This window comes from Bradyrhizobium sp. PMVTL-01, assembly GCF_051861855.1.
Classification (GTDB): Bacteria; Pseudomonadota; Alphaproteobacteria; order Rhizobiales; family Xanthobacteraceae; genus Bradyrhizobium.
Genome location: NZ_CP193982.1, coordinates 4,598,194 through 4,610,738 on the forward strand (window position 1 = coordinate 4,598,194; position 12,545 = coordinate 4,610,738).

At 62.3% G+C, this 12,545-nt stretch carries 16 protein-coding genes and 1 tRNA gene; 5 read left to right on the forward strand and 12 right to left on the reverse strand.

From position 1 onward, the window contains the following. Window positions 1-171: 171 nt before the first annotated feature. A tRNA-Cys gene (locus tag ACRQ5Q_RS22165) sits at window positions 172-245 on the reverse strand. A gap of 292 nt (window positions 246-537) precedes the next feature. Between ACRQ5Q_RS22165 and ACRQ5Q_RS22170 the strand changes: the two genes are divergently transcribed. The 3 genes from ACRQ5Q_RS22170 to ACRQ5Q_RS22180 all read left to right on the forward strand — a co-directional run bounded on the left by ACRQ5Q_RS22170 (window position 538) and on the right by ACRQ5Q_RS22180 (window position 1,833). Next, entirely contained in the window at window positions 538-771 is a 234-nt protein-coding gene (locus ACRQ5Q_RS22170; RefSeq protein ID WP_439392305.1) for a hypothetical protein, read from the forward strand. 331 nt (window positions 772-1,102) lie between these two features. Then, window positions 1,103-1,474, forward strand: a complete 372-nt coding sequence (locus ACRQ5Q_RS22175) for a helix-turn-helix domain-containing protein (protein ID WP_439392306.1) — start codon at window positions 1,103-1,105, stop codon at window positions 1,472-1,474. Window positions 1,475-1,575: 101 nt separating this feature from the next. Beyond that, window positions 1,576-1,833, forward strand: a complete 258-nt coding sequence (locus tag ACRQ5Q_RS22180; protein ID WP_439392307.1) for a hypothetical protein — start codon at window positions 1,576-1,578, stop codon at window positions 1,831-1,833. 163 nt (window positions 1,834-1,996) lie between these two features. On the opposite strand, the gene ACRQ5Q_RS22185 is transcribed toward ACRQ5Q_RS22180, so the two are convergent. From ACRQ5Q_RS22185 to ACRQ5Q_RS22215, 7 genes are read right to left on the reverse strand one after another with little or no spacing between them, the layout of a single operon-like run. Then, window positions 1,997-2,323, reverse strand: coding sequence for a septal ring lytic transglycosylase RlpA family protein (locus tag ACRQ5Q_RS22185; RefSeq protein WP_439392308.1), 327 nt, complete (start codon window positions 2,321-2,323; stop codon window positions 1,997-1,999). A 6-nt stretch (window positions 2,324-2,329) separates the two neighbouring features. Continuing rightward, window positions 2,330-3,022: a hypothetical protein gene (locus tag ACRQ5Q_RS22190; RefSeq protein ID WP_439392309.1), complete on the reverse strand. Its 693-nt coding sequence runs from the start codon at window positions 3,020-3,022 to the stop codon at window positions 2,330-2,332. Between the two features lie 11 nt (window positions 3,023-3,033). Beyond that, window positions 3,034-3,441, reverse strand: a complete 408-nt coding sequence (locus ACRQ5Q_RS22195) for a hypothetical protein (RefSeq protein ID WP_439392310.1) — start codon at window positions 3,439-3,441, stop codon at window positions 3,034-3,036. A gap of 26 nt (window positions 3,442-3,467) precedes the next feature. Further along, complete coding sequence (locus ACRQ5Q_RS22200; RefSeq protein ID WP_439392311.1) at window positions 3,468-3,851, reverse strand: hypothetical protein; 384 nt, start codon at window positions 3,849-3,851, stop codon at window positions 3,468-3,470. 31 nt (window positions 3,852-3,882) lie between these two features. Beyond that, a complete protein-coding gene (locus tag ACRQ5Q_RS22205) occupies window positions 3,883-4,677 on the reverse strand; it encodes a hypothetical protein (protein WP_439392312.1) in 795 nt (264 codons plus the stop codon). Further along, window positions 4,664-5,167, reverse strand: a complete 504-nt coding sequence (locus tag ACRQ5Q_RS22210; protein WP_439392313.1) for a hypothetical protein — start codon at window positions 5,165-5,167, stop codon at window positions 4,664-4,666. Before ACRQ5Q_RS22210 ends, ACRQ5Q_RS22205 begins: the two co-directional genes overlap by 14 nt. Continuing rightward, the gene (locus ACRQ5Q_RS22215) at window positions 5,164-5,802 is read right to left on the reverse strand and encodes a glycoside hydrolase family 25 protein (RefSeq protein ID WP_439392314.1); all 639 of its coding nucleotides are present in this window, start codon (window positions 5,800-5,802) and stop codon (window positions 5,164-5,166) included. Before ACRQ5Q_RS22215 ends, ACRQ5Q_RS22210 begins: the two co-directional genes overlap by 4 nt. Before the next feature lie 258 nt (window positions 5,803-6,060). On the opposite strand from ACRQ5Q_RS22215, the gene ACRQ5Q_RS22220 reads away from it, so the two are divergent. Together ACRQ5Q_RS22220 and ACRQ5Q_RS22225 are read left to right on the forward strand one after the other, a co-directional pair. Then, window positions 6,061-7,092, forward strand: coding sequence for a hypothetical protein (locus ACRQ5Q_RS22220; protein ID WP_439392315.1), 1,032 nt, complete (start codon window positions 6,061-6,063; stop codon window positions 7,090-7,092). Further along, window positions 7,089-8,183: an acyltransferase family protein gene (locus tag ACRQ5Q_RS22225; RefSeq protein ID WP_439392316.1), complete on the forward strand. Its 1,095-nt coding sequence runs from the start codon at window positions 7,089-7,091 to the stop codon at window positions 8,181-8,183. Before ACRQ5Q_RS22220 ends, ACRQ5Q_RS22225 begins: the two co-directional genes overlap by 4 nt. On the opposite strand, the gene ACRQ5Q_RS22230 is transcribed toward ACRQ5Q_RS22225, so the two are convergent. The 4 genes from ACRQ5Q_RS22230 to ACRQ5Q_RS22245 all read right to left on the reverse strand — a co-directional run bounded on the left by ACRQ5Q_RS22230 (window position 8,156) and on the right by ACRQ5Q_RS22245 (window position 12,545). Then, complete coding sequence (locus ACRQ5Q_RS22230; RefSeq protein WP_439392317.1) at window positions 8,156-8,419, reverse strand: hypothetical protein; 264 nt, start codon at window positions 8,417-8,419, stop codon at window positions 8,156-8,158. The genes ACRQ5Q_RS22225 and ACRQ5Q_RS22230 overlap by 28 nt on opposite strands. 10 nt (window positions 8,420-8,429) lie before the next feature. Continuing rightward, window positions 8,430-10,292: a hypothetical protein gene (locus ACRQ5Q_RS22235; protein ID WP_439392318.1), complete on the reverse strand. Its 1,863-nt coding sequence runs from the start codon at window positions 10,290-10,292 to the stop codon at window positions 8,430-8,432. 74 nt (window positions 10,293-10,366) lie between these two features. Further along, window positions 10,367-10,702, reverse strand: a complete 336-nt coding sequence (locus tag ACRQ5Q_RS22240; protein WP_439392319.1) for a hypothetical protein — start codon at window positions 10,700-10,702, stop codon at window positions 10,367-10,369. A gap of 13 nt (window positions 10,703-10,715) precedes the next feature. Continuing rightward, on the reverse strand, window positions 10,716-12,545 hold the full coding sequence (locus tag ACRQ5Q_RS22245; RefSeq protein ID WP_439392320.1) for a hypothetical protein: 1,830 nt from the start codon (window positions 12,543-12,545) through the stop codon (window positions 10,716-10,718).

Sequence of the window (12,545 nt, forward strand, 5' to 3'; positions counted from 1 at the left end):
CGTCACTTCGCAGATGCGAAGTCTGTGCCAGAGAGCCTGAATCGCGGGTTCGCCCAAGCCCCGGGCAAACCCGGTGGCGGCGTCCCGCCGCAGCTGGCGCGATTGCGGCGCGCAGGATCGGCGGAAGCCGGGCGGAGATTGAGTTTTTGCTGAAGGATCAGAGACTTGTGATGGAGGCCACGACCAGAATTGAACTGGTGTACACGGTTTTGCAGACCGTTGCGTAACCACTCCGCCACGTGGCCTCAACGCGCCGGATCAATACAGACGATCAATCACTTAGGCAACCGCCCTTCTCGCCTCCGCGACAGATTTCCGAAACTCGATTTCCGTATGATTTCCGAAACTCGCGTGCGCGCTCTGTTCTCTACTAGCGCCCATTGGTAGCATTTCAGGCGCAGATCGGCTCATTCCTGCAGGTTTTTACCCGGTAGTCTCTGTTTGTTCTCTCGCTCACCCCGAGCGCGACCGACTTACTAGCGCCATAAGTGCATCAAAAATGCATGGCACTCTGTCGGTGCGACGCGCGAGGGGACAATGACTGTCTGGACTATAGAAATCATGATGTACCGCCCCAAGGGCTCGCGGCACAAAATCGAGATCGGACGGCGGCTCAGTCGGGATGGTGGCAAAACATGGATCGAGGACGGCAAGGCCGATGCGAGGTTCGAAGACACCTACACGAAGGTGAGACGTGTGGTGAGCACCGCAGAATACCAGGAGCGCATCAAGAACCCGAAGGTGGTCACGGTCGCCATTCCGATCGGGTGATCTGGGCCGCGGACAGCTAACCGGTAAAAATTCCTATTGTCTATCCCGTCCTGGTTGTTTAGGAACCGGCCAGGCAACCCCAACCCCCATCAACCCGAAACCTCGATGTGCTAATCTCTCTCCCTCGCTTGGAGCGGCGTGAAATCCGCCCCTCGCGGGTAAGGCAGCAGAGCCACTGCCGGCTATAGGCCGGGCGGCCCCACGAATAACCGCTAGTAGAGGCGTGGGGTCGCTCCCTGCGTGGCGGGAATAATGGGGGTCAGCAAGCTCTGCTGCTGAATTTCACCCGCCCGGCACCAGCTGGGCCAGGCGTGGGAGGCAGAGCCCCTCCATGAGGCCGGCATCGAAGCTATCTCAGCTCGTCCATCTGTGGGTCGAGCTCACACGTCAGCTCCACAGGGTCATGGCGCCCGATGCCCGAGCGCAGTTCGGCGCGCATGCCGGACCGCTTCTGGTCAGCGGTGCCGTTTATCTCGGCACCATTGAGGGCCGCCCCATGACGTCAACCAAGATCTCCGAGTACGTCGGGATCCCGCGCTCGACCGTCATTCGCCAGTTGGGGGTACTGCGCCGGCGCGGCGCAGTCGAGAAAGTCGGCGCAACGTACCGTATCCCAACGCGACGGATGGAGCGCATCACGCGCAGAGACCATGGCGCTATTGTGCGTCTCGTGCGCATCACCAGCGAGAGGCTGTCCCGCTAATTTGATTCAATCGATCCTTGTTAACCCTGCGTGCGCGCAGGTGTCCATTTTGGACACCAAGTCGCTTAGTAGGCCGCGCGTGCACATGCTTTGATGTGGCCTTGACGGCAAACAAAGAAATGATTTTCGGGGAGGACAATCGGGATGGGAAAATTGCAAACATGTCAGAGTATCAGAACCACGATCCACGGAGCTACCTCGAAACAGAAGCGAGGATCATCGCAGAAAGCGAGACCCACATCGCAATCTCTCTGCGCGTGGAAAAGGCCGTAATTGCACGATACCTGCCGTTGATGGCTGCACTGGCCAATATCAGTCCCTCGGCCGTCAAGAGAGTAATACCGCACAAGCTGATATGATCAGCGGAGTCCCGCAGGGTGACGGCTTGGCATCAGCCACCGATCGAGGCGCGGATCGGGCCAAACATTATCAGTTGAGCAGCCGTCCACAGCCCCACGATGCCCAAAATGACAGCGTAGGCCACGACGGCCAGAACTACGATACGGCCTATCAATTCGTACATCACTCCACCCTTACCCGTGCGGTCCCGCTCATTCCGAGCGCCCGCGCGGCGCCATGCGACAGATCAATGCAGCGGCCGCGCACGAAAGGTCCCCTGTCGTTGATGCGACAGGAGATCGATCGACCCGAACCGAGATGCGTCACAGTCGCGATCGAGCCGAAGGAGCGGGTGCGATGCGCGCATGAGATGCCTTCGGGATTGAAACGTTCGCCGCTCGCCGTGCGCGGACCACTCTCGCGGCCGTACCAGGAGGCGATGCAGGTCTCGGCAAGGCACGGCGAAGCGACCGCACAGCAAAGTGCGATCGCGAGGACAATGCGGATCATGGTGCCTCAGGTCGTTTCGCAGACGCCGTTAATCAGCAGCCGTCCGCCGTTCGACGCAGGAAACGTGTTATCGTAGTTCCAGATCGAGAGAGCGCTCGTTGCTGCCTGCCCGTACCACTGCAAAGTCTTGCCGGAGCCTGCAGTGTCGCGGCCGGCACCGATACAATCGCTGTTGAAGGTGAAGGGCAGCGCGGAAGCCTGGACGTTGGTCGCAGCAGTCCCGATGTTGGTCGTTGTAATGCTGATCTGAAACCAGACCTGCTTGCCCCGCTGCTGGTATCGCATCGTGGCCGACACCGTTGTGAAGGTGCCAGAGCCTGCCGTGATCGTTGGCGTGGCCGTCGATACGGCACCATAGTTGAATGCGACGCCCCCAGTGCTCGAGCAGGTCGTCGCAACCGCGCCGCTGCTGGTCGTGCAGTCGCCGGTCAAGGCCGGCATGCGTCCAGTCGGCAACGTGCCGATGGAGATGTTCGAGGCGTTCGTCGTGTCTGTCGTTGCGGACGCCGCAGGCGCGCTTCCGTTGATCTTGGCGACGGTCGGATTCGGATAGCTGCCGGAGAGATCGCCGCCGGCAGCGCCGGTTAGGCTACCCGAGCCGGTCGGGACCATTGGGCCGCTGGATATCTGCTGCGCCTGAGCCGCGCAGGCCAGGACAAATGCGACGAGCCCGACGAGAGGTACGATGATTTTGCGCATGGACAATCGCCTCACTTGTAGTAGCTGACGTCGATCGTGGCCGTTGCAGACTGCTGGATCGCCCTGAAGTTGGCGATTGTCGTTGCCCCCAGCAGGCTGACGCACTGGTTCACCTGGAGCGGCATGCCGATCGCTGCCGTCGGCGTCGTCGTGCCATCCGTCGTGTAGCGGATGGCCTGCCCCTCGGCGCAGACCACGGCGTAGATCGCGCCGGTCGGCACCGTCAGCGCGGTCGAGCTTGCCACACCGAGCCCCGCTTGCATCGGCGACAGCGGCGTTGCCGGCGTACAGGGCGTGTAGCCCGAGCCGTTCCAGCATTCGGAGATGATGCCCATCGGCAGGTTCTGCGCTGCGGCCGGCAGTGCGGTCGCAAGCCAGAGCAACGCTCCGCTCACGCTTGCGATCAAAAGCTTTCGCATGGTCTCTTCCTTTGTCTTGAAAGCAGTCAGTGCTTCGGCGGCCAGAACAGCTCGATCAGTTTGACAATGACGCCACCCGCGACGCCCAAGAAGGCGTAGAAGGCGGCGCGCATGGCCGTCATTGTCTTCTCTGATCCAATGCTCTGCTGGCGCTGTTCGTCGAAAGTGTCGACCGAGGGCTTCATCGCCGCCACTTCCTTTCCCATGCTGTCGACGCGGCCCGCGAGCTCGCCGACCCGGGCGTTCATGTCTTCCACCTTCTGGTAGAGGCGCCGCCGCCCCTCGGTCGCCTCCCGGTCATTGTGCTCCCACGTCTGCATGAGAGTTGCGACCTTGGAGGTCAGTTCGCCGATCACGCGGTTAAGCCCCATGAGCTCCCGCGTGATGTCTTGGACCTGTTGATCAACCATCGTGCGTGCGCCCTGCCCCCTTCGGCTTCCGCTAGAGCGCCGGCAACGTCAAAGCCGGCAGCGCGATTGGAGCTGCGGCCGGGAAGATCCCGGTCAATGCACCGGCCCCAACCGTGACGCCGATCAGGCCGAGCGTCTGCAGCAGGATCGTCTTCTCATCCTGCAGCAGCGCGGCGCAGCCGACCTTGAGATAACCAGGCAGGCCAGCCTTGATCTGCGCGATCAGGTCGCGCTTGCGTTGAAACAGCACGATCATGCTGTAGGGCGCCGGAGACTTAATCGCCTGCACCTGCGGCAGTGACTGTAGGAACTTGATCTGCGCCGGATAGCAGGCGTGCGCGACCGGATCGCGGAAGGAGGTCGGATCGCTCGGATTGCTCAGGCTCGCCGCGTCGTCATCGGCTTCCTGGACGGCCGCCACCACGCCGGCAACGAACTCGGCCTTCTTGGCCGTGATCTGGTCCATCAGCTGCTGGAGCGGATCGACCGGAGCCGCGGCGGCCGGACGCGCCTTCGGCGCGAGACCTTGCGCTTGCGCGCCAGGCACGGCCAGGAGCGCCACCAGCGCGATCGCCAGGATGACGATTGGTTTGATCGCACCCGGCGAGACGCTCACCAGCGGACCCGGCTTGGTCGACGATACACCGACCAAAGCGGTGAGAATGATCCCGTTGACCTGGACGAAGTTGCCAAGGAACCACTGCACCGCGGGTGCATATTGCGCGATGATCGCGGGCGCGTGCTCGACGCTCACACCGGCGATGAAGGCCAGGACGTTGGTCCAGAGACCAAAGTAAAAAGTGAATTTCGGATCAACCTGCGGCATTGCTCATTTCCTTTTCAGCAGTAATAGCGACGCGCCCTGAGACGATCAGGAGCAGGTCGCGCGGGGTGATGTGGTTGAACTCGGTCGCCAGCGGCGTGGCGAACCAGCCCGAGGCGGCGAGCGCTGCGGCCTGCAGCTCGGAGCAGAACCAGGCGCTCGGGTCCTGCCAGTCGCGGCGCGCCACGAAGGCAGCGATCGCCTCGACGTCGTAGGGTTTGCCGAGCTGCTCGCGCAGAAAGGCATGAAATCTGTCGACCATCGCCTGGCCGGCCGGGATGGTGACGAGCAGCTCCTTGGTGAAAGAGCCCTTGTCATAGTCCCGCGGCCGCGCCAGCACGCCGGAGTCGACATGCGCGCCGAGCAGCGTGCCGTCGGGCATCAGGGCCTCGACGTGACTTGCCCAGAAACCATATTCGGCGGCGCGGATGGCAAAGGAGATCGGGTTGCTGCCCGTAACGAAGCGGAGCGTGATGGCACCGATCATAGTCATGCCCAGCTCGCCACGAGCTCGTCGCGGGTGCCTTGGAAGGCGTTAAGATCGATGCCGCCATTGCCCGCGACGATGCCGGGCACATTGTGCGGCAGCGGCCCGACGCCATCGCCAGTGTACTGCCAAAGCCACCAGCGATCGAAGAACATCGGCAGGTGCGGAGACGGACCGTACTGGCAAAGCCAGAGCCTGTGCGAGAGGATGTAGGCGCGGTCCTGCGGGCCGAGCGAGGCGATATTCTCCTTCAGTCGATTGCCGGAGTAGATCGCGCCCTTGCGGCCGATGCGCTGCTCGAGCAGGCGGAGAAAATCCACAGCTTGCTGCACGCTCATGTTCGAGGGCCGGTTGTCCTCGAAGTCCAGCACCATCAGCGTGCACTCGTCAGGCCGCGCCGCCTGCAGGAAGTTCTCGACTTGGAGCGAGACGGCGTCGCCCGTATTGAAGTGGTACGCACCCCACAGCAGCCCGGCGTTCAGCGCCGATCTGCGCCGGCTCGCATAATCTGGGTCGCCATACGCCCTGCCCTGGCTTGCCTTGTGGATAACGCCCCAGATCCCGGCCTTGGCGGCCAGGCCAAGATCCTTGACGACGTTGTGGTGCGAGATATCGACGACGCGCGGGGTCTGGGTGGACATGCGGGGCTCCAAGGGGGCTAAGGGGAGAGTTCTATCCACAGACAGCAAAAAGCCGCCCGGAGGCGGCTTAGGGTCGGGTCGTAATGCTGGACGAGCTCGCGTAACCCGTGTATTAGGCCACCCGTATGGGGAGGCATCTCAATTGAAATTCAATCGTAAATCGTTGTTTGCCCTCGGCGCTCTGGCTCTGATCTTGGTCGCTCTCCTGTTTCTCAGCGACTCTTCGATCTTGTCGAAATTCCACTACAACGCGTTCTGATGCGTTTCCCCGGCAGGTTACTGTTGCAGGGCCTCTTTCTGGTCCTCGCGGTCGAGGCGATGTCCTGGCTATTTGCCGTGGCATCCATGCACCGCGGCAATCCCTATCGTCTGTACAGCCCCACGCGCCTCGAGGCGGCGATCGAGGCGAACTTGCCAAAGGAGCGCGAGGCACCTTCACTTGGCTGGGGCAATGAAAGCGCGCGCGCTCATCCTCCACTTACGACGCCCATCTGCGGCTCCGCCTGGGGCAACTCCTTCACCTTCGGCGACGACGTCGAGGACAAGGATGCGTGGCCCTATCTGCTCTCAGTGCACCTCGGCTGCCAGATCGAAAACTTCGGCTCCGATGGCTATGGACTTGACCAGACCGCATTACTGTTCGAGCGCAAGGCGCCGGGCGGATCACTCATCATCGTTGGCCTCAACTGGCCCATGCTCCAGCTCGATGCACTGACGTCGTGGGCTTTCATCGACCCGGAGAATGGAGTGCCGGCCGCACGCGTCACTAAACCGATCTTCGATCGTGGTGCTACTACGCTGATCCCGCGACCCGCTTCCACCGTTGAGGCAATCACCGCCCATTACGCGAAAGATGCCGCCGCTGGTGACTGGACCCAACTAACCTTCCCCTATTCGGTCGCAGTCGGAAAAGCGATCTGGCGCCATTTCAGCGTCCCAGCCTTTACAGACAGTGGTCCGATGTCCAACACCGCGATTTCCAGTGACCTGCACGCCAGGGGCGGCGCGTTGATCGCTCGGATGAGCGAGTTCGCCCACGCCCATAGCGACCGTCTCGTGATCGTTCTACTCCCTCCGGTCGATGCCCGCGTTCCGGCATCGCAGATGTATCAGCGATTGCTTGCCGTTCTTCCGGCCGGAACCTGCGTCATCGACCCCACTGACGAATTCAACGCGCTTGCCTCACGCGAGCCGATTAAAACGGCCAGCGGCCACTACAGTGCCGCCGCCAATGGCCTCATCGCTCACACCGTAAGCCAAGGCCTCTCCCGCTGCGGGTTTGCCTCATGACCGAGAAACACGTCCCAGCGTTGGACTTATTACGCGGGCTCGCCGCCTTGTCAGTCGTGATCCCGCATTTCTTCATGGCGGTCGGCGTCGGCACGCATAATGCCGAAGCGGTTTCGATCCTCGGCGTCGAAGTCTTCTTCGTGCTGTCTGGCTTCGTGCTCGCCTCTCAGATCCTGCTCGTCACCGTCGAGCACCCCAGCCTAGCGAACCTCGGTATCTTCTGGGTGCGGCGCTGGATGCGCACGATCCCGGCTTACCTGGTGGCCCTCACTCTCACGTCGGTCGGCACGCATGCGCTCACGTCGGCCGACTTCCTGCGCTACCTGTTCTATGTCCAAAACTTCGCCACCCAAGCCAACACGCGGGACTATTTCACGATCGCGTGGAGCCTGTCGGTCGAGGAGTGGTTCTATCTCCTCTTCCCGCTCTTTTGCCTCGCCCTGGTTCCGGTCATTCCGGCTCGCCGGCGCGCCGCGATGGCCGCTCTCCTCTTTGTCCTGATCATTACCATACTCCGCTTCACCTTCGGCGACAGCGCTGACTGGGGCGCCGGCACGCGTCGCATCGTGATGTTCCGGATGGACGCGATCGCATGGGGCTTTGTGCTGCACCTAGTCTGCACCAGAACATCCCTGCTCAAGCGCATGTCCCTCGGCGTCGCCGCCGGCTTGGTTACGGCGCTTTCAGGCGCCGCCGCCATCCTGACCGCAATAATGCCGACGGAAGGCCGTCTCATCGAAGGGCTCTTTCCCTTCTACGTACCGTTGTTCGGCGCCGCCGCAATCCTAGCAGCCCTGAAGCTGGACGCAGCGCTGGCACGCTCGCCCGGGATGATCCGCTTTGCGTCGTGGATGGGGCGCATCTCATACTCGACATACCTCTTCCACATCCTGGTGCTGTCAGCACTGTTGCCATTCACAGGCCAGCTATCGATTGCTCTGACCCTGCCGCTCTTCCTCGTGCTGGTCGCGGGCGTGGCAAGCCTCATCTATACCGGCTTAGAGGCCCCGATCCTTGCCGGCCGCCCTCGCTTCAATGTGCGTCCGGCAACGCCGATCGCCAGCTACTCCTTCCGCTCGACGCAGGTATAGGTGACTTGCGCGTCTGACGGCGCGCGATCCTTCCCGATGATCTGCGTCCAGTTGCGCTCAGTGCGCTTCGCGTAGCCCATCTCGCGCAAGGTGTCGATGCGTTGCCGGGAGAAGGTCTCGCAATCGTCCTGCGACGAAAAGTAGACGCCCTGCAACTCCATCTGCTGCGGGTTTGGCAGCTTGTCGTTGGTTACGGGCATCACCAGGACAACCCAGATCGTCGTGAGCAAGAGCAAGGTTTACCTCCTAGAAAGTCACGTCCGCATTGAGATCACCCGTCACAAGCGTGCCGGCGTTGTTGTAGGCATTCGTGCAGCCGTTCGCCAGGAACGAGCCGAACTTGATCCGGTTGGCGACCGAGCCGCCCTGCCGCACGACAAAGGATACGCAGGTATTGCCGCCGGTCGCATTCTCGATATGGATCAGAGGAGCCGCGGACGTCACGTTGTAGAAGATCGGGGTGCTGATCCCCTCCGTGTGGAGGCCATCAATGTTGATGACGCCGCCCGCTGTGCTCGCGATCAAGAACCCATTGCCCGTCAGACCATTGGTCTCGACAACCATGTCGCGGAAACTCTGCACGGCAGCCGTATAACCCGGGATGATGCCGGCGTTCGCGGACGTATTGAACGGATTGCAGTCGGTGTCGTAGGTCCCGACCAGAGCCGCACCGCCGAAGCCGGTGTCCCAGTAAATGCAGACGCGCGGACCGGGGAAGATCAAGACCCTGGAGACCGCGTTCTGCTGCTGCACGCTGTTCGAATAGATAGCAGCGATGTTGTTGTTGGCCGCTCCCGATCCCGGAAAGATCATCATGTCCTGCACGCGAGTCCCGAAGCACGCCAGATGCGTGGTCGGGTCGCACAGGGTCATGAAGTGTGAAGAAGCCGAGAGCGAGTCAGCAATCTTGACGCCGCTGGAGTAACGACCGACGCCCTCGAACGTCACGCCGAAGGGGACCTGGTGCGCTGACAGCAGCGTATAGCAGTTCGGGATGACGATCGGACGCCCCGCCAGGCCTCCGGCATCAACCGTAGGCGAAAGGATGGCGGAGCCGTAATTTAGCGCATTCTGGACCGTCATGGTGTCGTTGGTCGCGCCGGCATCGCCGCCGGTTTTTGTCCAATTGCACGCAGCGCCGAACTGCTTGATGTTGTTGCGGCCCGTGCTGTCCGCGATGATCTGCCACTTGTTGCTCCCGCTATCCGTGAAGCTGCCAGTCGGCGTCGTGACCGATCCGACAGTCCATGCGAAACCCGTGCAGGTTCCAAGGGTCGAGGCAGCGACCGCGAGTACGTCATTCACCTGATAAGCATTGCCACCCGTTCCGGTAACAGTCACCGAGGTCACGACCGTACCGGACACGACGATCGTTGCCTGCACGTTCGTGCCGTGCCCGCCAGTCAAGGAAACGCCAAGGTACGTTCCATTTGTGCAGGTGGTGCCCGCATTGGTGATGCTGCCCCCGCCGGTACCGGTCGGAATGAAAGAATCGACGAAGTTGCCGGAAGACAGCTTCGTGAACTGAGCTCCACCCCCGTCTCCGGGCTGCGCATAGCCCAGCGTCACGACAGAGGAGAACGCGGAGAGGTTCAGCGTTGCGGCTACAGCCCGGCTCGGCAACACCGGGGTAAGCCCGCACTGCCAGCCGCTCCCCGACACCCATTGCGTGAACTGGTAGATCGCGGAGCAGGAGGCGATCGCCAGGTCCGAGGTCGTCGCCCCGTCGAGCGAGCCCTTGATGGTGTTGGCAGCCCCCGCCTGGATCTTCGCGTTGGTGGCCGCGTTGGCGGCAATCTTGGCGCTGGTCACCGCGTTCGGCTGGATCGTGACGGCGCCGGTCGAGGTGTTGATCGTCGCATCGCCCGAGGCTGTGAAGCCGCCGAATGCGCCGCCGTTGTTGTACTGGATCTGACCGTTGGCGCCGCCCGCGCCGTGCGTGATGGCCTGGTTCACAAAGGCCGTCGAGGCCGCCCGGTTGTCGCTGGTGCCGAGCGGCGCCGTCGACACGATGCAGTTGGGATTCTCCTTGCCGCAGCCGGCGCGTGCGGCGCCCGGTAACGCGAGTGCGGCCACAGCGAGCGTGGCCGCCGCGATCAGGCCTTTCAACTTGGTCATGTCCGACGATTCCAAACGGAGCCGTCGCGCGAACCCCTGTAGCTGCAGGGGGGTGGTGCGAGCTGCTACAGCAGCTCGAGTATTTCGAGCGGCACGTTGACGCCGTCCGAGATCACGTTCCAACCGGAGTTGAAATTGATGAGCCTGCCATCGCCTATGAACTCGCGGCTTGCCTGCGGCAGGATCGGAATGCCCTGCCCGACCACGGCGGCTTGGTTCGCCGGCACCAGGTAGATGATGTTGGCCGCTGACCCGTTGATGAAGATCAGCCCGCGCCTTGATGCATTGGCGCCTATCGCCTGAATGGAGGCACCGCTGACCAGCAGTGAGCTTCCGTTCGGCGAGGCAATCTGGACATTGAGATTCTGCTGGATGGTAGGAAGTACGCCGTTGGCGCTCATTGCAAGGACCCCATCAAAGGTTGTCGATCCAGCCTTCGGCCGCGATCGTAAGGTTGATGCCGCCTGATGAGGCGACATAGATGTTGGTCGACTCCAGCATCATCTGGGCCGTGATGCCCTGGTTGAGCTGCTGGCTGGAGGAGATGTCGGCAACCGTGGTGATCGGGGGCATGTTGGTTGTCGAGCCGATGCCCCCATAATTATTGTTGGGAGCAACGAGCGCAATAAGCGCCGAACCTCCGACCGATGAAAGCTGCATCACCTGCAGGCTGATCATGCTGGCCGTCGGGGGAACCACGGAGGAGACCGAGAATGCTACATAGGTGCCATTGACGTTGCCGATCGCCCCCGCCTGATTGACGATTGCGGGTGGCACCACCGTATTCGTTGCGGCCGTCACCACATATTTGGTGCGCGAGTTCTTCTGCAGCGTACGCATGAAGTGCGCGGAGGAGTCAGTCCGCATCGCCCCGATGCGCTTCTTGTAGATGTAGCCGAGCGGCATGGTCGGCGAACTCGATGACGTCGAGGCAAGCCCGGCGATCGAGGCGCCGTCCGAGATCGCGTAGATGTAGACCCAGCCCGAGGTCGGCAGCGATCCGGTATCCATGCCGTTCGCGCCGATCGTGGCGCAGTTGATCGTGAAGGCGATGGAGGTGAAACGAACGCCACCGGCAATGGGGCCCGGCAACGTCATCTCATCGGCATGGATGTCGAGATGGTCGTTCGCCGAGGCGTTGGTGGTGTTGGTCAGTGTGAGGTTCGAGAATCCGCCCGAGGCCACCGGCGCCCCGGTCGCGATCGAATATTGTACCAGCCAATTGGCGAAGGTGCCGCCATCAGTCGAGATGAATGCCGCCATGTTGGCGGGGATCTTGACTGATTGCCCGCTTGCGTAGCCCTGGAAGGTATCGTTGGCGTTAGGTGCCAGCGTTACTGCGCCGGCAGAGGTGTTATAGACCCAGAAGCCGAAGCCATTGAACAGCGTGTTACCGCGATCGAGGGTGAGCGTGATCGGGCCCGTCGTGATGAAGGAGTTGAAGCAATTGGCTTTGTGGATCGCCGTGTTGACCGCGATCTGGCTGATCGCCGGGTTGAGCCGCGCATTACCACTACCGTCGTCAGAAAGGCCGCAGCCGATGCCCTCGGTCGCCATGGCACCAAGGCCGAATGCCGAGCGGCCCGCGGCAAGGCTCGCCGCATTCACCACCGGCTGCATCGCCGAGGAGATCACGCCGGAGGCCGGGGTCGAGCCGGCCACGAGATTACCCTGGCTGTCAAACGCCGCGCCCTGGTTCGCTCGCTGGGCGATCGGCGGTAGCGGGGCCGGCGCCGTCGCATCGACCACCGGCGCCACAATCGCGCGGGCCAGCGTCTCGGCATTCTGCTGGACCAACATCGTGGTCATGTCGAGGCCGGTCTCGGCACCGTTGCCAAGCCGGCTCAAGCTGTTCTGGTTCTGCAAGCTGATCGCCTGAGTCAGCGGTAGCGTGCGGAAGATGGTCAGGGTCGAGCCCGACGGAATCGGCGTTCCGCTCGGGTTATAGGTGACGGTCCCGCCGATGCCCCAGATCGCCCCGGTCACGGGCGCGTTCAGCGAGATCTGGTACTGCGTCGCGCCGGAGCCTTGCGACAGCACGGTCTCGTTGCCCGACGCATCCGTGAAGATGACGCTGATATAGGCAGCAGCCACGCCGACAAAGCTGAAGGTGAACACGGTCGAGGTGCCGTTGCCGAGCGCGATGGTCTTGTTGACGGTCGAAGAGACCGTCGCGCGCGCGGGCGCAAGCGCCAGCGCGAAGGCAAGCGCCATCGCGACGAAAAAACGTCCGAACAGCTTCAT